The sequence below is a fragment of the Lacrimispora sp. genome (assembly GCF_036758025.1).
Taxonomy (GTDB): Bacteria; Bacillota; Clostridia; order Lachnospirales; family Lachnospiraceae; genus Lacrimispora.
Genome location: NZ_DAIOXM010000010.1, coordinates 91,173 through 112,586, shown reverse-complemented (window position 1 = coordinate 112,586; position 21,414 = coordinate 91,173). Strand labels below are relative to the sequence as shown.

General features: G+C 46.3%; 19 protein-coding genes. 1 reads left to right on the top strand and 18 read right to left on the bottom strand.

From position 1 onward, the window contains the following. From V7M78_RS10650 to V7M78_RS10615, 8 genes are all read right to left on the bottom strand, one after another. A complete protein-coding gene (locus tag V7M78_RS10650) occupies positions 1 to 1,041 on the bottom strand; it encodes a FecCD family ABC transporter permease (protein ID WP_333649263.1) in 1,041 nt (346 codons plus the stop codon). Continuing rightward, the gene (locus V7M78_RS10645) at positions 1,041 to 2,093 is read right to left on the bottom strand and encodes a FecCD family ABC transporter permease (protein WP_333649261.1); all 1,053 of its coding nucleotides are present in this window, start codon (positions 2,091 to 2,093) and stop codon (positions 1,041 to 1,043) included. The genes V7M78_RS10650 and V7M78_RS10645 overlap by 1 nt, the downstream gene beginning before the upstream one ends. Before the next feature lie 24 nt (positions 2,094 to 2,117). Continuing rightward, positions 2,118 to 3,854 (bottom strand): ABC transporter ATP-binding protein, encoded by a 1,737-nt coding sequence (locus tag V7M78_RS10640; protein ID WP_333649259.1) that lies wholly within the window; start codon positions 3,852 to 3,854, stop codon positions 2,118 to 2,120. A 146-nt stretch (positions 3,855 to 4,000) separates the two neighbouring features. After that, the gene (locus V7M78_RS10635; RefSeq protein WP_333649257.1) at positions 4,001 to 5,029 is read right to left on the bottom strand and encodes an ABC transporter substrate-binding protein; all 1,029 of its coding nucleotides are present in this window, start codon (positions 5,027 to 5,029) and stop codon (positions 4,001 to 4,003) included. 123 nt (positions 5,030 to 5,152) lie between these two features. After that, complete coding sequence (locus V7M78_RS10630; protein ID WP_333649255.1) at positions 5,153 to 5,995, bottom strand: helix-turn-helix transcriptional regulator; 843 nt, start codon at positions 5,993 to 5,995, stop codon at positions 5,153 to 5,155. A gap of 181 nt (positions 5,996 to 6,176) precedes the next feature. Next, positions 6,177 to 7,184: an ABC transporter substrate-binding protein gene (locus tag V7M78_RS10625; protein WP_333649253.1), complete on the bottom strand. Its 1,008-nt coding sequence runs from the start codon at positions 7,182 to 7,184 to the stop codon at positions 6,177 to 6,179. A gap of 95 nt (positions 7,185 to 7,279) precedes the next feature. Continuing rightward, on the bottom strand, positions 7,280 to 8,104 hold the full coding sequence (locus V7M78_RS10620) for an AraC family transcriptional regulator (protein ID WP_333649251.1): 825 nt from the start codon (positions 8,102 to 8,104) through the stop codon (positions 7,280 to 7,282). Positions 8,105 to 8,247: 143 nt separating this feature from the next. Then, positions 8,248 to 9,111, bottom strand: coding sequence for a LysR family transcriptional regulator (locus V7M78_RS10615; RefSeq protein ID WP_333649249.1), 864 nt, complete (start codon positions 9,109 to 9,111; stop codon positions 8,248 to 8,250). Positions 9,112 to 9,246: 135 nt separating this feature from the next. Here V7M78_RS10615 and V7M78_RS10610 point away from each other — a divergent pair, with 135 nt between their 5' ends. Continuing rightward, a complete protein-coding gene (locus V7M78_RS10610) occupies positions 9,247 to 9,729 on the top strand; it encodes a prolyl-tRNA synthetase associated domain-containing protein (protein ID WP_333649247.1) in 483 nt (160 codons plus the stop codon). A gap of 82 nt (positions 9,730 to 9,811) precedes the next feature. Here the strand turns inward: V7M78_RS10610 and V7M78_RS10605 are convergent, their stop codons facing one another. The 10 genes from V7M78_RS10605 to V7M78_RS10560 all read right to left on the bottom strand — a co-directional run bounded on the left by V7M78_RS10605 (position 9,812) and on the right by V7M78_RS10560 (position 21,255). After that, a complete protein-coding gene (locus V7M78_RS10605; RefSeq protein ID WP_333649245.1) occupies positions 9,812 to 10,252 on the bottom strand; it encodes a hypothetical protein in 441 nt (146 codons plus the stop codon). Next, positions 10,249 to 11,772, bottom strand: coding sequence for a Y-family DNA polymerase (locus V7M78_RS10600; protein WP_333649243.1), 1,524 nt, complete (start codon positions 11,770 to 11,772; stop codon positions 10,249 to 10,251). The genes V7M78_RS10605 and V7M78_RS10600 overlap by 4 nt, the downstream gene beginning before the upstream one ends. Before the next feature lie 111 nt (positions 11,773 to 11,883). Beyond that, entirely contained in the window at positions 11,884 to 12,531 is a 648-nt protein-coding gene (locus tag V7M78_RS10595; protein ID WP_333649241.1) for a GNAT family N-acetyltransferase, read from the bottom strand. A gap of 62 nt (positions 12,532 to 12,593) precedes the next feature. Continuing rightward, complete coding sequence (locus V7M78_RS10590) at positions 12,594 to 13,061, bottom strand: hypothetical protein (RefSeq protein WP_333649239.1); 468 nt, start codon at positions 13,059 to 13,061, stop codon at positions 12,594 to 12,596. A gap of 84 nt (positions 13,062 to 13,145) precedes the next feature. Continuing rightward, on the bottom strand, positions 13,146 to 14,420 hold the full coding sequence (locus V7M78_RS10585) for an acyl-CoA reductase (RefSeq protein ID WP_333649237.1): 1,275 nt from the start codon (positions 14,418 to 14,420) through the stop codon (positions 13,146 to 13,148). Further along, positions 14,417 to 15,541 carry a LuxE/PaaK family acyltransferase gene (locus tag V7M78_RS10580; protein ID WP_333649235.1) on the bottom strand — a complete coding sequence of 375 codons (1,125 nt, stop codon included), beginning with the start codon at positions 15,539 to 15,541 and terminating at the stop codon, positions 14,417 to 14,419. The genes V7M78_RS10585 and V7M78_RS10580 overlap by 4 nt, the downstream gene beginning before the upstream one ends. Positions 15,542 to 15,623: 82 nt before the next feature. Continuing rightward, positions 15,624 to 16,832 carry an amidohydrolase gene (locus V7M78_RS10575; protein WP_333649233.1) on the bottom strand — a complete coding sequence of 403 codons (1,209 nt, stop codon included), beginning with the start codon at positions 16,830 to 16,832 and terminating at the stop codon, positions 15,624 to 15,626. A 186-nt stretch (positions 16,833 to 17,018) separates the two neighbouring features. Further along, positions 17,019 to 18,788 carry an ABC transporter ATP-binding protein gene (locus V7M78_RS10570; RefSeq protein WP_333649231.1) on the bottom strand — a complete coding sequence of 590 codons (1,770 nt, stop codon included), beginning with the start codon at positions 18,786 to 18,788 and terminating at the stop codon, positions 17,019 to 17,021. Beyond that, entirely contained in the window at positions 18,785 to 20,536 is a 1,752-nt protein-coding gene (locus V7M78_RS10565) for an ABC transporter ATP-binding protein (protein WP_333649229.1), read from the bottom strand. Before V7M78_RS10565 ends, V7M78_RS10570 begins: the two co-directional genes overlap by 4 nt. Before the next feature lie 95 nt (positions 20,537 to 20,631). Beyond that, complete coding sequence (locus tag V7M78_RS10560) at positions 20,632 to 21,255, bottom strand: TetR/AcrR family transcriptional regulator (RefSeq protein WP_333649227.1); 624 nt, start codon at positions 21,253 to 21,255, stop codon at positions 20,632 to 20,634. Positions 21,256 to 21,414: the final 159 nt, after the last annotated feature.

Here is a 21,414-nt window from a genome sequence, read left to right as displayed (position 1 = left end):
TTACTGCCTGTTCTTTGCCAGAAGATACAGGAAATAGGGTGCACCGATAATCGCTACCATAATGCCGGTGGGAATTTCGGCGGGCTGCACGATTACCCGTGCAATGGTATCCGCAGCGGATACCAGCACCGCCCCCGTCAGGGTACAGACCGGCAGAAGAACCGCATGCTTTGGCCCCACCAGCCGTCTTGCCAGATGGGGTGCAATTAACCCCACAAAACTAATGCTGCCGCTGACCGCCACGCAGCAGGCTGCCAGGGCAACGGAAGCAGCAAGAAGCCTTCGCCGCTCTTTTTCTACAGAAGCGCCCAGGCTGTACGCCACTTGATCGCCCAGATTCAGCACATCCAGGATACGGGCTTTATACAGCACATAGGGAATCAATAAAAGGAGCCAGGGCAGCAAGGCCAGCACAAACTTCCAGTTGCTGCCCCAAATGCTGCCCGCCTGCCATGTAGCTACAAAGTCGAACTGGGTTTCGTCCAGCCTGACCACCAGTAAGGTAGTCAGTGCGGAAATTCCTGATTGTACTGCAACGCCGGTTAATATCAGGCGCATGGGTGCAATTCCCTCACCTTTTTTAAATGTCAGCCCATAAATCAGTACCGCAGTTACTCCTGCGCCTGCAAGGGCCAGAAAAGGCAAGGTAAAAACCGAGAGGAAGGATTGGGTTCCGAAGAACATCACATACAGGATAACCATCAGCCCGGCTCCGGCATTAATGCCTAAAAGTCCGGGGTCAGCCAGCGCATTCCTGGAAATGCCCTGAATGATGCAGCCGGACAAGGCCAGTCCTGCACCTACAAGAATGGATACTACGATGCGGGGCAGCCGGAAATCGAACAATATCAGATTTTCCTTATCCGTACCGCCTCCGAATAATGTGCGCAGGGTATCCAGCGGGGAGAGCTTCGTATATCCGGTATTCATGCTGATGATGAAGGATATTATGAGCAGCACTCCGCATCCAATAACGACAGCCGTGTTACGAACAGCAACTTTTCGTCTGTATGCTTCATTTTTCTTTTGCAGTTCCGTCATTACAACGCCCTCCTTTGCTTACGGGACAGATACAGGAAGAAAGGTACACCCACAAGGGCAGTCAGTACGCCGATGGGCGTTTCAAAGGGCGGGTTGAGCATCCTGGCCCCCAGGTCTGCTCCTACCATGAGCAAAGCGCCTAATACAGCCGAGGACGGGAGGATCCAGCGGTAATCTACACCCACAAGGTACCGGGCCAAATGGGGAATCATAAGGCCCACAAATCCCACTGCTCCTATAACGGACACCGCAGCTCCAGCCAAAATCAGCACAATGAAAGAGCAGAGGGTATTGATGACGGCGGTGTTCAGGCCCAGCCCCTTGGCCACATCTTCTCCTAAGCTGAGCAAGGATATGGAACGGGATAAAGCAAATGCTCCCAGCAAGGCAGCGATGATCCAGGGTGACATAATTTTAATCTGCTCCCAGTTGGAACCTGCTACACCGCCGGTAGTCCAGAACATGATGTTCTGTGCCACATGAAAGTACAGGGCGATTCCTTGACTGAGTGCTGCCAGCAGCGCACTGACCGCTGCCCCAGCCAGCACAAGGCGCATGGGGGCAGCCCCGCCCCGGCCCATAGATGCAATGCCGTTTACCAGCCCTGCCCCCAATGCCGCACCTAAAAAGGAAAACAGGATCATGTTCATATACCCAAGCCCCGGGAAGAAAGCAAAGCAGATGGCCAGAGCAAATCCAGCTCCGGCATTGATGCCTAAAAGTCCGGAATCCGCCATGGGGTTACGTGTCGTCCCCTGCATAATGGCCCCGGACACGGCAAACGCCGCACCTACAAGGGCACTGGCAATGACCCGGGGCAGACGCAAATCAATCACAATAAGGTGATGAGTACTTGACCCGTCAAAGTGAAACAAGGCGTCCCACACCGTCTGAAGCGGAATTCCCGCTGAGCCTTTGGTGATGGAAAATGCCATGAGCAGAACCAATGCTCCGCTGCCTATGACGATAATGAGCCACGCCGCCCAAGCGCGGCCTTTCGTCTTTTCTTTTATATCCTGAACCTTTGCTTCCGGTTCGTTTCGTGTTTTCATGTTGGTCTATTGCCTCCTTGCTGTCTACGCTCCAGCCTGCGCCATATGTAAACGGCGGTATATCCCGCCTGACTGCAGCAGCTCCTCATGACTGCCCTCTTCCGCTATTCCCTCTCCTGTCAGTACAATAATGCGGTCGGCCTTTCGGATGGTTGCCAGCCGGTGAGCAATAATAAGGGTTGTACGCCCTTTGGAAAGCTCGGCCAGGGATTTCTGTATTGCCGCTTCAGTTTCTGTGTCCAGGGAAGAAGTCGCTTCATCGAGAATGAGGATGGGCGGGTTTTTGAGGAACATCCGGGCAATGCTCATACGCTGCTTTTGTCCCCCGGAAAGCTTTACGCCCCGCTCCCCAATGATGGTATCCAGCCCGTTTGGCTGTTCCCGAATAAAGTCATCAAGCTGGGCACGCCTCGCCGCCTCCCATATCTCCGGTTCAGTAGCATCCAGCTTACCGAACTGAATATTTTCCCCAATGGTACCCCCAAACAAAAATACTTCCTGCTGCACCACACCAATCTGCCGGCGCAGGGACTGGAGCGTCATTTTTTTAATATCCATCCCGTCGATGCTGATACACCCGGCATCCGCTTCGTAGAACCGGGGAAGCAAACTGCATAGGGTGGTTTTCCCTGCACCGGAGGTTCCTACAAAAGCAACCGTTTCTCCGGCCTTGACCGACAGGCTGACATTCTTCAGCACATGGCGGTTTTCATCATAGCCAAAGGTGACATCTTCGTAATCAATATCACCCCGCAGGGAGTATACCTCCATCGCATCCGGAGCATCCTTGATCTCCGGCTCGGTGTCCATGATTTCAGCAAAGTTCTGAAATCCCGCCATTCCGTTGGGGAACCGTACGGAAAAAGCTGCCAGCATTTGAATGGGCATAACCATAACGTTAGCCAGCAGGATAAAGCTGAACATCTGGCCCCGGCTCATGCCGCCGTTTAAGGTAAACCAGCTTCCGCCCAGCAGAGCAGCTACAGGCAGCAGGTTGAGAAAAATATAGGTTACGGCTTCATTCTTTGCAGCATTCTTAAAGCCTTCTATTTTCGCTTCACAGAATTTTTCATTGTCTTTCAGGAACAGCTTTTGCTGATAATGCTCATTTGCAAAAGCCTGCACCACCCGGATGCCGCCGATTCCATCCTCCAGCCGGGACATAAAGCCGCCAATGGCACCAAACAACCGTCTTCTGGCCGCTACCAGTTTCTTCATAAAGTAAATGTTGACCGTAAGCAGCACCATGACAAAAGCACTCATTAAAAGGGCAAGCTGCCAGTTGGCCCGGAACATGAGGAACATGGACCCAATCAGAGTAAAAACCGCAATCAGGAAATGCTCCGGACCGTAATGGGCCATGTTTCCTACATCCAGCAGATCGTTGGAGATGCGGGAGGCAAGCTGTCCCGTCTTGTTGTTATCGAAAAAACGGAAAGAGAGCTTCTGCAAATGGGTATAAAGTTCGGTGCGCAGGTCGGTTTCAATGTATAGTCCCAGCCTCTCCCCCCAATAACCTACAATATATTTGAGGACAGTGTTGACGAGGTAGACTCCCGTAAGTGCCCCGCAGGCAGACAAAATCAGAATCCAGTCTCCCGTAGGCAAAAGCTTGTCCACAATACGGCTTACGGTAAACGGGAACAGCAGTCCCAGCAGAGCTGCCGTCACTGCGCAGAATAAGTCCAGAAAAAACAAACCTTTGTAGGGACGGTAATACCGCAGGAAACGTTTCAGGTTCTTCATCATATCCTGTTTCATTCCTCCTCTTATAGATAATAAAGCGATTCCGGCAATAAGAAACCAGGCACAGGCCCACATTCCCGGCTGCACCTGGTTTTACTTTCATTGCCATATATACCATACATGACCGGAATCCAGCAGATTTTCATGCCGGTCAGCATTTGCTACCTGGTCAGGCTGTCAACTACGAATGTTACTCCAAACTTTGTGCCTATAGGAGCATTGAAACCAAATATTGAGCGGTCAATCTTATAAACATGATTATTTTTTACGGCATCCATATTCTTCCACACCCCATTCTCTTCCAATTGGGTTATGTATTCCGCTGCATCTCCGTCAACATTATCGGCGATGATAAATAAGTGATCCGGTTTATAGTCAGCCGCAACAGTTTCCAGGGAAAGGGGCTGGGAATAGTCAGTCAGCTCTGTATAGGCTTTCGGCGCCGTCAAGCCAAGACCGCCTTCATTTACGCCGTTGTATACTGCTTGAAGCTGGGTTACGGGATAAGGAAATAACTGCTTGCCCGTCACGGCAAGAAATATTACCGTTTCGTTTTTATCCCGGAATTGACTTAAGCTTTCAGCCCCCTCGGCAATAGTTTTCTCGACTCCGCTGATAATTTCATCAACCTTATCTTCTTCCCCGAAAATCTTTGCAAACTCGTTAACGCCGTATTTCCAATCAGCATTTATCTGTGTATGATCCATAACAATTGCAGGAGCGATTTGAGAAAGCTGGGGGTAAACCTCTTCCTGGAGCTTTGTCATAATAATCAGATCAGGGGCAAGAGAGAGTATTTTTTCAAAATTCAGCGAGTTGGCCGGGCCAATATCCTCCGGCTTATTTACTGCCAGAAACTCCTCAAAGGCTGACAAGTGATGAAACCTGCTTTCTGCGGCAGCCACTGCCAATGGCGATACACCAAACGTATAAAAATAATCAGGAAACATTGCATGGAAAGCCGAAACAACTTTTTCTGGCTTGCTTTCAATCACTACTTCATTGCCGAGAGCATCTACATATGTCCGGGGCCATGCCGCTTCCATTTCACCGCTTGGTTCCGGTGCAGATGTTTCCGCAGCCGCAGAGGTGGGTGTCTCGTTATTCCGGGCAGGTGTTCCTGCACAGCCTGTAAGCAGGCTTGCTGAAACCAACAGCAAAAGGGATAGTTCCATAAATTTTTTCATCATTCATTCCTCCAACACAACAATGGTTAGTTTTGTTTAACTTGACTTAGTATAACAAAACCAAAATCCTATTGAAATGGAATAATGACCTGAATGGCATGGAATTTTGTCCGCAGTTTTATGTTCTTATCCTTGTATTTGGTCTGCACCGCGGGCCATGAGGTCCCGAAATTCCGACAGGGATATGCCGGACAGCTTTTTAAAGGCTTTGCTGAAATAGAGACTGTCAGAATAGCCCACGCATTCGGCTACCTGCTTAATGGGGCAGGAAGAAGTACACAGCAGTTCTTTTGCCTTGAGAATCCTGCATTCGATTAAATAATTGCTGGGTGTCATACCCACATGGCGTTCAAACAATGCGGCAAGCCTGCGTCTGTCCAGGCCAAAACGAGACGCTGTCTGGGAAATGGTAATTGGCTCCGCATGATTTTGCCGGATATACTCCATAACCTGTTCTGCCAGTTTACTGCCGCTGTCGGCGCACTGCCTTTTTGCCGAATCAAAAAACTCACCTAAAAGATTTGTAAACAATAACTTTGTTTTGAATAACGCAAAAGCTCCAGGCGTGGATTGGCTCAGCAAAAGCTGTTGAATCAAATCCGGGATTTTCACGTTTTCGCCTATCGGGAAAGAAAAGTGATTTTGAAAAAGCGGTAAACGGTTTATCTCGTTTTCAGGGATGGTATAGTGGATAACGGCCAGATTCCACGGTTTATGGTCTGATCCCTTTATGCTCACTCTCATATTGGGACCGGCATGTATCACCACACCTGGCTGAATCCTGTATTCCGTACCATCTAAGGTAAAACAAACATTTCCCATAAGCGGAATCACCAATCCCCCGCAAAAAGGGTTGGTTCTTCTATCAATACTGCTGTTGTTAAACTCTCCATATTCAAAAAACATGCCTGCAAATGCGGTGCTTGCCTTCGCATAATAATCTATGATCTGATTGATATCGGTTTCCATAATTTCACCCTTTGGTTCCCATAGTGTTATGGTTATGTGACTTTGTTTTGCAGCAATCCTTTGGCATTGAGGCCAATAAGGTTAGCCATCTCTAACTTTGTAATAATACCATAATTCTATAGACTTTACAAGAATAAACAAAGACACCATCCGCATCTGCATCCGGCATAAAATACTGTTATCAGTTTAAAATATTTTCCATGATGGTTCTCACACCTAATTCGATTCCCAGAGGGCCTCCGGCTGCAATAGAACTATCCAGCGCATACATATTCCCGTTTTTGACTGCGTCAAGGGAATTCCATACCGAGTTGCTCTCCAAGTCTTTTAAGTATTTTTCCAAAGTAGTGGAAGAACCGTTTATATCCGCAACAAATATGTAATCAGGATTCATGCCGGCCAGAGCTTCTAAAGTAATCTCTTCACCCTTTGTCCCCATATCTACATAATTCTCCGGAGGATTCAGTCCAAGGCCATTTTCTTCATTGAAAACAAACTGTGTAGTAAACGCCCAAAACTGCTTGTCTCCCAGCATAATCACACCAAAGGTCTTATCACTGTAGTCTGCCAACTGCTCTTTGGAGTCCGCAATCAAGGTCTCAATCCGGGATATCTCAGATTCGGCTTTCTCTTCTTTTCCGAATATTTCACCGTATCCCCGCAAAGCGCCTTTCCAGTTATTTTCATTTGCAGCAACGGTAATAACCGGGGCGATTTTCTCAAGTTCTTCACCGTATGTTTCATATAAACCTGAAAACATAATAATGAGATCCGGTTCCGTTTCAAGAAGCTTTTCGATATTCGGACCTCTCATGGAACCTATATCAGCAATGTCGTATTTCTCTTTATAGGGTGTCAAAGAAGCCCATTCATCCAGCATATTTACTTCAGTGGCCGCCGCCGGCCCTTCTTCAAGCAAAAACATATGCTCGAAATTACGGAAAAACAGAAGAGCAGCCTTTTCCGGTTTCTTTTCGAGAACAATCTCCCGTTTAAGCTCATCTACATACGTTCTCGGCCATGCCGCCTCCGTACCGCTGCTTGCCTCAGGTGTGGTTGTTTCCGTAGCTGCCGGATTGGTCTCCGGGGTACTTGTAACGCTATTTCCAGCTGACGTTCCAGTACAGCCCGCCAGCGCTCCTGTCAGCAGCACGGCTGATAGAACCAGCCCCATTAATTTCTTCATCATTCATTCCTCCAATGCGATAGTAGTTAGTATCATCTAACTCTGCATTAGTTAGTATAACAAGCCAGCCACCATAGGGGAATGTGTTATTTATGAAACTAGTATGTGTTATTTATGAATTTACTTCGGAATTCGCTGGGAGAAATTCCCAACTGCTTTTTAAATGCCTTGCTGAAATGAAAAGGATCGTTAAACCCGGCAGCCTGGGCCACCTCATGCAATGGGGCTTTACTGGAAAGCAAAAGCTCTTTTGCCCGGTTTAAACGGTATTGAAGTAAATAATCTCCCGGCCCCATGCCTGCATATTTATGAAATACGTAAGCAAGCCTGTTTCTATTTACACCGTTTTCTTCCGCCAGGATTGGAACGGTAAGTGCCTCCATGTATCGTTCATGAATATATGCGGACACCTGTTCAAATAATTTCTGCGCATCGCCATTGGTCTGATTGCGCATGCAAACGAATACTTCCTCTAGAATTTCACGGAATAATGTTTCTGTCTGAAACATTGCAACACCTCCGGGCTGGCTGGAGATATGGCGTAAACGGTTGAGCAATTGAGTTAACCGGAGGCTTTGACCAACAGCAAGCTCGAAATGCTCTTTTGACAGGTTAAACCCTTTGGGCTCAGGTACGGTAATATTATAAAGAATTAACAGATACTCCCATCTTGTATTTCCAAGGACACGGCTGTTCAACTGCATATGAGCACCGCCATGAACGATGTTTCCCGGTGCAAGAATATAGGGGGTTCCGTTAAAAATAAACTCCGCCTTGCCGCTCAAAGGAAATACAAAGCCTGGAAACGGCTTGGAATAGGCATTGTAATACATCCCAGGCTCACGCACACAGCGGTATACTGTTTCAACCTGAAAAGAAGTGCGCGCAAAATGCTCCGCCAGTTTATTTACGTCAATTTTCATATTGCATACTCCTTTCAATCCGTTTACATGGCGCTGTTTGATTCGCCTTCTCCTGCATCAAGAGCAGACAATTGTTAGCCTTGGCTAACTAACAATACCACGTTTTGACATGATTTTCAAGGATAAAGCACACGCCTTAAAAGTTAAAATGCTTTTTCACAGTAAGTAATAAACTTCTTCGCTGCCGGGGAAAGTTTCTCTGTATTGGGAACTGCAATGCCAAGAGAAATATGCCTCCTTGGCTGCAAAGGCAGCTTGGCAACATTGCATATACGCCCTTTCGTAATGAGTTCATTCATCACGCTCATCCCAAGACCGCATTCAATCATGGAGAGTGCGGCGTAATTTTCAAATGTTTCATAACGTATTTTGGGCGAAATCTTCTCATTATGGAATAATTCTACCACATCATAATCGTAACCGCAGGCAGGCATAATAAAATCCTCTGATTCACAATTTTTAATCGGGTATGCTTTTTCTTTTGCCAAAGGATGATCCAGCGGAAGTACAGCCAGCATGGGATCATCTTTCAAGGGAATCCAATCAAATTTCATTTCCGGATTATAGCTCATAAGTCCTAAATCTATTTTTCGTTCATCCAGCCATGCAACCACTTCCTGCCGGATTCCTTCCATTAATTTAATATTGATGTTTGGATAATCACACTGAAAACTTTTTATAATCCCCGGTAACCAATGCACCGCAATACTGGAATAGCTTCCAATGCGGATAGTTCCTGCATTTAATCCATTAATTTCAGAAACAGTTTGAGAAAAATCCTCTTCTAGACGCAGCAGCTCCCGCAGAATTGGTACAAGACGGGCTCCATTTTCAGTTAGTTGAACACCATTTTTTCCTCTCGTCAGGATTTGAAATCCCAATTCATCCTCCAATGCATTCATCATATGTGTAATACCCGAGGGGGTGTAATCAAGCTGTATGGAGGCTTTCGTAAAACTTCCTAGATCAACTGATGCCAGAAATACTTTATATTTTTTTAAATCCATAATACAGTCTCCTATATGTGAGAAGTTCTCAACTTATAATTCAAAAAACGTCATTTTACTTAATACCTTTTTTATTATATACTAATGTATTAGGAAAAACAATAAATCAGATTATAGGAAAGAGGTAAGAAAAATATGGATAAGAAGAAATTGGTCTACGATAAATTGACTGATATGAACATTCCTTTTCAAGCAGTGGAGCATGCTGCTGTCTTTACCATTGAGGAAATGCAGATGTTAGATTTTCCTCCCAAATCAAGGATAGCAAAAAATCTGTTCTTGCGGGATGCAAAGGGAAAACGCCATTTCCTTGTTGTTGCCGATGCAGAACATGAGGTAAATTTAAAACAGTTGGAAACAGTCCTAAATTGTACAAAACTGTCTTTTGCTTCAGAGGAACGCCTTCAAACCCATTTAGGCCTGGCAAAAGGGGCTGTCAGTCCTTTCGGTTTATTAAACGATACGGCTAATCATGTAGAATTTTATTTGGACAAGAAACTCAGAAAAGGTGACGCCATGGGAATTCATCCCAATGATAATACTGCTACTGTATTTATCACTTTTGATAATTTGTTAAAATTCGTCGAAGCAATTGGACATCCGGTACAATTATTTTGATTTTACTTTATCATTAAATTGCTATCCATCCGCTCTCATTGTGATGCAATGCCATATTGTCCGCTCAGGATATATTTGTCCATTATTCATCACAGGAATGGGGCACTTTGGTTTCAAATATCTCTCCCTCTATGCTGATAATTTCATCAATGGGGATCATTGTGCCATCAGTCATAACCACAACCCGCTCATATTTATCTATCTTTTTAACCGCACCCATAGAAGTAATGTAGGAGCCGCCTTCCTTCTTCTCATCCGGCTGAAAATAGGTGATTGCAATTTCAGGATGCTCTTTGAGCCTGTCTGCTGTGATTTGCAGCTTATTGCTCAAAGCATCTTTCATGTATTCGTCCAGTTCTACTCTCTCATCTGTCAGTCTTGCGGTTTCTTTTACAGCGGCATCATAGCCGGTCAGCGCAGCGAAAGGGGAAAACTGAGCTGCCCGGTCAATGGCTGCCATCTGAGGACGGGTCACTGAGACATGGTGCGGCAGATGGATGATATCGTCATAGCTTTTTGTCATTCCTTATGCCCTCCAATCTGTTTATTTCTGTCTAATGTGGTAGCGCCTTCCTCCAGATTCATACCCTTTAGGATGGCATTCTTTCCGTATTTCTTTTTTATCTCCAGCATTGCTTTTTGCATACTTTTTTCTCGTTCAAGCTGGGCGTCTTCAGCCTCTTTTTTCGCCTGCAAAGCCGCGTAATCCGTAAATAGATCAAGCTGTTCAAAGCTGTCTTTCTTATAAATGGTTTCTTCATCAACAATATGATTGGCCGAGATGTTGACTCTCCTGACCAGGAGATTTTTGTCAACGATGCGCTCAAAAAGCTCTGTAACAGCTTCCATAATCAGTTTGGTTGAGGAGGTCTGCCTGCCAAGATTGGCCGTACCATGGGCAGATTTAGGAACGGAACGTCCGTAGTGGTCTATGGTAATTGGCCCGCGATACAATTTCTTTATCTTCGGGTTTGTCAGATTTTCAATGTCATATCCGACCGTCAAAACAAGCTGGTCGGTCACAAGCCTTTTATCCACCAGATCCAGCACCAGAAGATCAGTCATTTCCCGTACAATCAGCTTCGCTTTGTCAAAGGTATAGGCACATTGCAGCACCTGTCCCGATCCAATGCAGTTTGTGCTTGGCTTATACGCTTTAATATCAGCAATGGTACACGGCTCCCACCCCCATGCATGATCGATCAACAGCTCTGCATTGATGCCGAACATCTTATACAGTAAATCCTCATTGTAAAAATCGGCAGGCTTACCAAGGGAGCATCTTGCAATATCTCCCATGGTCAAAAGGCCATGTGCTTCCAGCTTTTTAGCATATCCTCTGCCAACACGCCAAAAGTCTGTCAGAGGCCGGTGCGCCCACAGCAACCGGCGATAACTCATTTCATCCAGTTCAGCAATCTGTACGCCGTTTTGATCTTTCGGAACATGCTTTGCCTGAATATCCATGGCAACCTTACATAGGTATAGGTTTGTGCCAATTCCGGCTGATGCTGTAATGCCAGTGGTTTTCAGGACATCAAGAATCATTTTCGTAGCCAGTTCACGGGCCGAAAGATTGTAAATGCTCAGATACTCGGTGGCATCAATGAACACTTCGTCGATGGAATAGACATGGATGTCTTCGGGCGCAACGTATTTCAAGTAGATGTTGTAAATCCATGTACTGTATTCTATATAATGCGCCATTCTTGGAGGAGCAATTATATAATCCAGCGATATCTCCGGTAAGGACTTTAATTCCGCATCATGAATGGAGGCGCCCAAAAAAGCTCGTCCCGGTGCTTTTCGCAGCCGCGCCGCATTTGCTTCCCTGACCTTCTGCACAACCTCAAACAGTCTGGGCCTGCCGGGAATACCGTATGCTTTGAGGGAGGGGGAAACGGCGAGACAGATCGTTTTTTCAGTACGGCTTGCATCAGCAACAACAAGGTTGGTGGTCATTGGATCAAGTTTTCGTTCCATGCACTCGACCGAAGCATAAAAGGACTTTAAATCGATTGCAAGATAGGTTCTGGTCTTCATATTTATTCTTCGGCCTCCTTCTTAAAAATTTATATGCTTTGCAAATTGGAAATTATCGCCAGGCTGCTGAATCTGGTCCTTTTGGATCAAATCCCATCGTCTTCCTGGTTATCACAATCTGGGTTTATTCATAGAAACAAGCTCTAAAAACCTTTCCTGTGAGGGAAGTCCTGACACTTTTTCTTTTGGAGTAAATTTTTTATCAAACTCCTCGGCCTTTTCCTTATCTATTTCATATATTTCACCCTCAAAGAATCTTCCTTTACACTCAGCAAGAGCACCTGCGTCCAACTCACAAGCAAGCAAAGGCTCCGCGTAGGTGTCCCACGACGTTCCTATCAAATAGGTTTCTGCACTGACAAATCCTACTCTCTTATAAAACTCCGGATCACCTAAAATCAAAATGGCTTTATATCCTAAATCCTTAGCTGCTATTTTCGTATGTTCAATGAGCTTTGAACCGATCCCCCTGCCTTGGTATTGGGGTAAGACTGAAACAGGACCAAAGCATAATACAGGATATTTTTTATTATCATCACCAAGAATATAAGTTTCCGTATACATAATATTTCCAACGATTTTATCTCCATCAACCGCAACATAAGCCAATTCTTTCACAAATTCCGGTGACTTTCTCATGACATGCACAAGATAGTGCTCATTGCATCCCGGACTGTGATAATTCCAAAATGCTTCTCTCGTCACTTCTTCAACGTCTCTATAATCCTTTTCCTGCTCTTCTCTTATTAATATATCCATTTCTAATCCCCCGTAAAATATTCTGCGGTTCAAAACTGCCCGGTCAATCAGATGATAAAGTACTAAAATCTGGACTTTTCATAGTTATAAGGTATGCTTGTACCAACGACCACATCTTCAATCTTATCAATAATCAGCCAATCGTCCATGTTGCCCTGATGATCAAAGGCAAGGGGCGGTTCGATTTTCTGAACACCGTCAAATTCAACCAGACATAGGCACTTCTTATGCCAGCGTTCCTTCTGCTTTTCGGTTAAGTTCAGCTTGTCCTGGTTGTCATTTAATGTTTTCACAATCTCATCTTCCGTCAGCTTCACATGGCTTTGAACAGATGTTACAGAGGCAAAAGCAGAAATAAGAGACGTTCCTTTTTCCATAAAATAAACGGTTTCGCCTTCAAACACCCGGCTGTGAGGTATTTTGCGGCCAGCCGCACCTCTTACAACCATTGTTTTCGTTCCATCTAATATTTTATCTAATACATGTTCCCCTTTTTTGCCCGTATTATCACAATATACGAGATGCACCATTTTTATTTCCCTCCTGCTTAATTATATTGAATAATCAGTACCTTATATTAAAACGATAATACCTCAAAATAGCCGCCGGTAATTTTAATACTCATAAGACATGAGCTTCATATATCTCCTGAGAGAAAGTTCACCATCATGAGGCATTCCGCAATAACCTTCAGACATCCTTGCTCCGTTTGTAATACGCATCACCCCAGTCTTTGCCAGTATGGTTTCAAGAGCGGCTTTATCACATTCCTCACAGACAAGGGCGGCTGTTTGAAGATGGTTTTTGTATTCACAAAGCACAGCCAGAAGCTTTTTGCGGGGAAGAGGCCTCACCCAGCAGTTTCTATACATATATGACGGCATGACAGACATATCGTTATATGCTGTTATACTGCAATTGTTTCCATAAAAAACCTGCTTCCGGGATTTTGCAGATTCCAGCCTCTCCGTATATAATTCAAGGGTTTTCTGCGCCGTTAAATACGGGTTATCATCGGGAAGTTCACCCGCCATACGCTCAAGGATTCTGACAAAACGACCGGCAAACTTCAGAACCTGGTCAAAATCCTCTGTATCAAGGAATATTCCCTGGCATGAACTGCAAAGCAGTTGGCTGGTATCACAGATATTGTAAGCAATTCCTTCCAAATCAGAATCAGAAATACTCCCTGATACATACGCAAAACTGATTTTATGGCCCCATTCAATAATACGGGTATCCGGATTTGCCGTCCTTCTTACCGCAGAAACCGCAGCATCACCGCCCCATACAACAATCCCATCTGCCGGGCTCATCAACTTCTTCATAGCTTCCATATCGTGGGAGGGATAATCAAATACAAAGACATACGGGACAATAAGAGGCTCGATCTTCATCAGCTCTTGTAAGATGAGAATAGATATTCCATCGTTATTTCCTGGCAGCTTTAAAATATTAATATTGCCTGTTAACAATCCCTCAATGACGCTGAAAACAGGCAGAGCGTCAACATTTCCCGCAGCTATATGAAGCAATACGCCAAGGGGCATCCATTCCTGCCGCACTGATATAGTTTCGCCGTATGGAGAAAAACGGCCCAAAGACTGACCGAATTCTAGTTTCATTCGGTTTTCTAAGTATTCTTTCGATATCATCTGCTTAACGGTCTGCAGCTCTTTTCTCGCCTTATGTTCAGGCATACCAAGATCAAGCAGCAAATGCAAATGCTCCTGCTCGCTAAGGCTTTGGGAGAGAACATCACATGCACGGATCACCGCATTGACTGGAAGAGGGACTTTTTCCCGGGTTTCAAGTATCAAAGATTTCAGCCGTTGAAGCTCTGCCCGGCTCTCTTTATTATTCATCAATTTTCCTGAAATTAAATTCATACCCCGCCTCCTTGGGCCAGCTCCCATGCGTCTGCCGTACAGGTTTTGATCTGACTCACGCTTGCCCTGCCCTTTAATTCAAAATAAGGGGTATTTATTCCGCATCCGCAGCCGTTCCCATCATACAATACGGCAATATCGTCTGTAACTACGCTTGTGAGCGGCATACTGGATACCATTGGGGATATAAAGCTCAGCAGCCCTAAGCATCCCATAGGAACAGGTTCCAGTGTTTTTACATCCCTGATAATGGCTCTGCTGTAAATGGGAACATGAAAATGTCCATTTCTGCATTTTACATAGGGAATGGGGTGTTCCACCGCGCTGTAAAACTCAAAACAACTGTGTTTTTCAATCCCCAAAGTGTCCTGAATTAACTGGAAAAAGAGGTTTCGGTCAATTTCTTCATCGGAAAACTGTTTCCACCCGCCTCCCAGAAGAATCTTGGAATGAGAGTTCAATTTTAAAGAGATATGGTTTTCCTTAAGAGTTTTGATCAGGAAAAACATATAAGAGGGGAAGCCCACAAACCGCACCGGCAGCCCGCTTTTGGCATATTTTATCAATGCTTTTTTAATTCCTTCGATATTTAACCGGTATTCTGTCCCGGTGTCCTTCAGGGCATATTCCCGGTGAAGTGCAGGCGCAAATTTCGTAGCCCCGTAAGCTGTTTTGGTTGCGCCCATCTGGGTATGCCTGCTGGGTTCATATCCAAGAACAATGTAATTTGTGGGAAGAGGTGATATTAATTGATGATAAGAAAAATACCTTATCATCATTAAAACACCATAAAAAATTGTCTTTCTATCAAATCCAACTCTGCTCTGCAGTCCTTTTGTACCGGAAGATGTGGCTTTAACCGCCAGCTTCTCTTCCGGCATGGAGGAGAGGTAATTGCGTTTATAGTAAAGAGTTGGAATTACCGGTATCTTATAAAGCTTGTCTTCTGAGTCAATTTCATCTACTGAAAAATCAACTGCTTTCAACATCCGGGCATATTCAGGGCAGTTTTTCTCATGAAATATAACGTCATTTTTGACTGCTTCTAAAAATAAGCTGCTGCTTTTTTGCAAATCATAGGGATCTTTCTGCAGAGCCAGTTTTCTTCGCAAATCGGCCATTACCTCACCTCCCTTCTCTCATGTGAATCATATCATCCAATTTCAAAGGCAAAGGTCTTTATTTGCTTTCAGAAGCAGGCTCTCACTTTTGAGAAACAACCTCTCCCTTAAATATAACAATGCGTTCCTGGGGAACCCTGGCTACTGCGTGGGCTGCTGATTCTGCGGGAACCAGCACGAAATCCGCAGGATCGCCTGGTTTTGGCCACAGTAATTCTCCTTCTCTGGATAAGGGAGCCACTCCCCTGGTGACCATGGACAGACATTGTGCCAGAGAGCGCTCGTCCACCTGATCAAATTTTTCCGCAGCACGGCTTGCCCGCTGAAGCAAATCTCCGGTTCCAAAAGGGCTCCAGTGATCGTTGATATTGTCATTTACCACATGGACCGTGACACCATTCCTGCGCAAAAGGGGAAGATTGGGGGCTCCGTCAAGAGGAACCGCACTGTTAATGGCAATCCCGGCCTTGGACAGACGCTGGGCAATCCGTATGATATCTTCTTCGGAGTGGTCGGCCAGACAAAAACCATGGCTGATCTGCACTTTACCCTCCATTTGATATTTTTCCGTATAGTCCACAATGCGGTGCATTTCAAACATCCCCAGTGTTCCGCCGTCATGGAGGTGGATATCAATATGCTTTTCGTAAGCCGCCGCCAGATCAAAAATCGTTTTTAAGGAAGCCTCAATATCACCGTCAATAGTTGCCGGGTCCAGACCGCCGATGGCGGTTACTGCCGGATGTTTCATGGCCTCCGTGAGCCATCCCTTTGCCTCTGTCGCCAAAGTGCCATGCTGAGGAAATACCACGATTTCATATTCCAGACGGTGAGAGTTGTTTTTCAGCACATCGTAAACACACTCCAAATTTTTCAAGCCTGCAACCGGGTCCACATTGACCTGCACTTTTAAGAAGGTGGCTCCATTGCCTGCCACCAAATCGATGAGCGCCTGAGCCTTTTCAGGAGTATGTTCCAGGAAATTCAACAGGAAGCCTTCTTCCTCCCGGATTCGATCCTGCACTCCGTTTGCTACGGGAACAACTGCCTGCCAGGGGCCGCCGTAATGGCCTTTATCCAGGTGGATATGGTTGTCCGCAAATGCAGGGAGAAGCAGATATCCCCGTCCGTCAATGACCGTTTCCCCTTCCTTTGGGACAGCATTTTTTTCAATAGCACGGATCACTCCGTCTTCCATTCCGATTGCAGCGTATTCTGTTTTGGTACGGACATTACTTTCTTTGCTGAAATCATATCCTGTTTCCATTTTAATATTTGTGAGCCAGCGCATCAGATGATCTCCTTTCATGGGTGTACTCATGGTGACCAGTAAAAAAATACGGTAACCCTTCTGTGAGAAACCGTATTTTTTTGCTGGCAGTATGAGAAATATTATTTAAATTGTGTGATTCTAAATGCTTATTATTGTACCATATGCCAGTCTATGTGTCCAGACAACAGGTGCTGATGCGGCTGGCTAAAGGAGTGGGATAAACGGACGGTCAGTCACTCTGCTCCACCCACGGCTATTTTCTCTGGCAGTTACAAACTTCCTATAAATACCGCCCTTCTCCATCAAATCCTCATGGGTTCCCTCTTCTTCAATTTCTCCTCCCGCAATGACCAGTATCTTGTCTGCATGACGGATGGTGTTCAGACGGTGGGCAATGACTAAAAGAGTTTTTCCCTTGCAAAGCTCACTGATGGCCTGCTGGATATAGCTTTCATTATCCGCATCCACACTGGCTGTCGCTTCATCCAAAATAACAATGGGAGCATCCTTTAAAATACACCGGGCAATGGAAATCCGCTGCTGTTCCCCTCCGGAAAGGCTTGCGCCGCCCTCTCCCACCACAGTGTCAAAACCTTCAGGCAGAGCCATAATAAAATCATAGCACCGGGCCTTCCTGGCTGCTTCCATCACTTCCTCCCGGCTGGCTCCCGGCCTTCCCATGCTGATATTGTTGTAAATGGTATCCTGAAACAAATATACCCGCTGAAACACCATACTAATATGATCCATCAACTGGCTGAGAGGAACATTTCTCACATCCTTTCCCCGCACCAGAATCCGCCCGGACTTCACATCCCAGAACCGGGCCAGAAGACTTGCAATGGTGGATTTTCCTCCGCCTGACGGTCCCACCAAGGCCAGCATCCGGTTCTTTTCCAAATCAAAGGTGATGTCGCGGAGCACATCTTTTTCACCGTAAGCAAAGCTGACATGTTCAAACTGTACCTCGGGAGCATCACTGTGCTCCGGAATATCCTCCCTGCCAATATCCAAAAGCTCCTGCTCCGCAAACACCGCTTCAATGCGGTCCATGCAGCTATCCATCACCGTAAGCCGTGCGCTTTGTCCGTACAGAGCCTTTAACGGGCCGAACAAGTCGAATACAAAGAGCATAATTCCCACCAGATAAGGCACATCCAGCTTTCCCTGAAAATACAAAAATACAGAAAGGGCCGTTACTACAACCACACCAAAGCCATAAACCAGATTCAGCCCTCTCTGCCATGGGGTATGATTTTCCTCAAACTCCAGACTGGTGCGGCAGGTCTCCCGAAAGCTGTCAGCAAGGGCCTGAGACTTCTCCCCCAGCAGGTTGTAGGTCTTGATAATGCCGATTCCCTCTGTAAAGTCCAAAACCGCCTCCGTCAGATTTTCAAGCTGTTCCTGGCGGATCACCGAATCTTCAAGGGCTTCCTTTTTCAGCCCCCTTGCCACCAGCAGAATTAGAAAAAGCACGGCAAGCCCCGCAAGCCCCAGCCATATGTCAAAGTAGAATACAAAAGCCAGCAAAATGCCCTGGGAAAAGATGTAGCTCATCATATCAGCCAGCACACTCATGCCGTTTTCTTCAATGAACACCATATCCGTAGAGAGCACGGAACTGATCTTTCCTATGTTTCCCTCCGTGAAATAGCCCATGGGCATTTTACGCAGATGGGCCCCCAGCTCCATCCGCTTATCGGCAAAGAGGAGAAAGCCTGCCGCTGACTGAAGCCTGTCTGAAATGTTGTGAAACAGCATTTGAATCAGAAGAATAACGACCAGGGTAATTCCAATGCGCAGGGACATCTCTGGAGTTTCTGTTCCGTGATAAAAAGCGGAAAGTACAAAAAATGCAAGGCCAATGGGTGCATTTTTCAAAATTCCTTTTAAAAAGGAGAACACAAAAGCTACAGCAATCCTTCCTTTGTACTTCCCGGAAGCGATAAAGATGCGTTTCATTAACGCTGTCATAAGGTACTACCCCCTTTCTCGGTGCTGACCTTCCACTGCGCGCTGCCTTCGGCTGCCTGCCAAAGTCTCTGATAAGCCGGGCAGCTTGTGAGCAGCTTTTCATGGGTTCCGGCTGCTGCCAGATTTCCCGCCTCCAGCACACAGATCTGGTCGGCATTTATAATGGAGTGAAGCCTGTGGGCGATGACGATAACGGTCTTTCCCGCAATGACCTGTGCGATGGCTTCGTTCATCTTTTCCTCATTCTCCGGGTCCATAAATGCTGTGGCCTCATCTAAAACTACAATAGGCGCATTTTTCAAAATGGCCCTGGCTAAAGATATCCGCTGCCGCTCTCCTCCGGAAAGCTGCTTGCCTCCGTCCCCTGCCATGGTATGAATGCCGTTTTCCAGCCGGTCTAAGAATTCACCGCACTGTGCCTTTTTGGCAGCTTCCAGCACCTCTTCATCCGTTGCCTCCGGTCTGCCCAGGCGTATGTTCTCCAGAAGACTTATGTTGAATAAAAACTGTTCCTGAGCCACATAGGATATCTGATTGTTAAGGGCCTCCAAACTCATGTTTTGCACGTCCTGACCTCCGATTCTGACAGAGCCTTCCGTTACATCATAGAAATGAACCAGCAGTCTGGCAAGGGTGCTTTTTCCGCTTCCCGACTCACCCACCAGTGCGGTCAGACTCCCCTCTGGCACCTCAAGAGTGACGCCATGAAGTACCTCTGCTTCCTTGTACGCAAAGCGCACGTTCTCAAACTTCACTCCATGATCCTTGCCGGAAAATGGTTCTGCCGACTGGATAAGAGGCGGCTCGTTCATCATCTGCTCCAGGCTGGATATGGTATAGTCAATCCGTGCCATGGTGGGCAGAAAGCTTATCGCCCTGAGAAGAGGGCCGCTGATTCCAAAGGACATGCACAGCCCAAGAGCCAGACTTGGAAGAGTGGAATACCCCTTCATAACAAACCAGGAGCCCACCGGAAGAACAAAGAGGGCCACGCAGGGTACCAGGCTGTTATAAATGGCCATCCAAGGCCAGCATGCCTTATACCAGGCCAGGGTGAAATCCCGGTAGCTTTTAATATCCTGCTCATATCTGTGATAGGATTCGCCGTCCCGGTTAAATACCTTGACTACCTCCATGCCGTTGATATACTCCACGATGGTATTGTTCATCTTCCGGGCCGATCCATAATAATCTCCCATTTTGCTGGTGCCGCTCTGGTACATCATCATCATAGCGACTATTCCAAAGGGCAGGGAGGCCAAGGCCAGAAGGGCCATCCTCCAGTCCACCAGAAACATCCCCAGAAATACCAGAACAGGGATGGTCACATTGGCAATTCCCTCCGGAAGAGCATGGGCAAGGGGAAGCTCAATTTTTTCAATGTCATCAATGAACATCTTTTTGACAGCTCCCACGCCCTTTTCCTGAATCATGCCCAGAGGCAGGCTCTCCAGCTTTGCCTGCAGGGAAATCCTCAGGTTTTTTAAAGTGTTATAGGCAGAATTATGGGACAGGGAAAGTCCCCAGATATAGAGCACGGCATACAGCACCGTGCAGATTGCAATAGCTGTAATGCGCCAGATCATATACTCTGCTGTAACTGTTTCCCCCATCAGCAGAGGCCTGATAATCTGGTAAATGAACCAGAACGGCAGCACCTGCATTACCATGCCGGCCAGCATGGCAGCTACGGCGCAGTAAGTTGTCTTGCGGTGCTCACCGGTATATTCCAGTACTTTTTTGAACAAAACAAATCCCTCCTTCTTATCAATCGATTTTGGTTAGATAAAACTAACCCATCGGCAAACAGAAATCCCTCTACAAAGGGATTGCTGATCGCAGGTTAAATAACGGGTGTGTCAAACCCTAAAGCCCGGCTCCAGTTAAACAGGCTGCATATGAGGTGACTGTGAGCCTCCATCTGATCCCACGTATATCCGTGGATAAAAGGTTCGCAGACAGCCGTCCAGAATGCGGAAAGCAGGATGTGCATTTCCTCCTGGGAGATATCCCCATGGGCAAGCCCCCGAGTTTTGGCTTCCTGAAAATATTCGTAGGTCTTAGCCGTCATTTTCTCTGCCAGGTCGTGCTGAAAATTTGCATACCGGGTCCCTCCTGCGCAGGAAATAAGCAGGGTAAAACCCTCATGGTATTCATACAGGAACCGGAACCATTCCGTCATGCTTTCTTCCATATCCCACGCACTGACCAGTTCCTCATCGGAGAGGTCCCTGGCCTGGGCGGAGCTTCGCATTTCCACAAAAGCATCCAACGCTGCAACCGTATCGGCTACCACTGCACAGAACAAATCTTCTTTCCCCTTATACCGCTTGTAAAGAGCCCCTGTCGTAACCCCTGCCTCCTGGCAGATTGTTTTTAAGGATGCCTTTTCAAATCCATTGGCGAGAAACTCCTTTTTTGCACTCTCCATAATCCGCGGGTCAATGGAACGATCTGGCTTTGACATGTATTATTTCACCTCCTTGCACAACCGATAACTCAATTATCGGTACTTTAGTTATCAGTTTATCAGGCCATATGCAGATTGTCAAGGAATTATCTATAACTGCCTCTAATCCGGCAATAGATTTAAGTTATTGCAAACTATAATTTTTATATATTAACA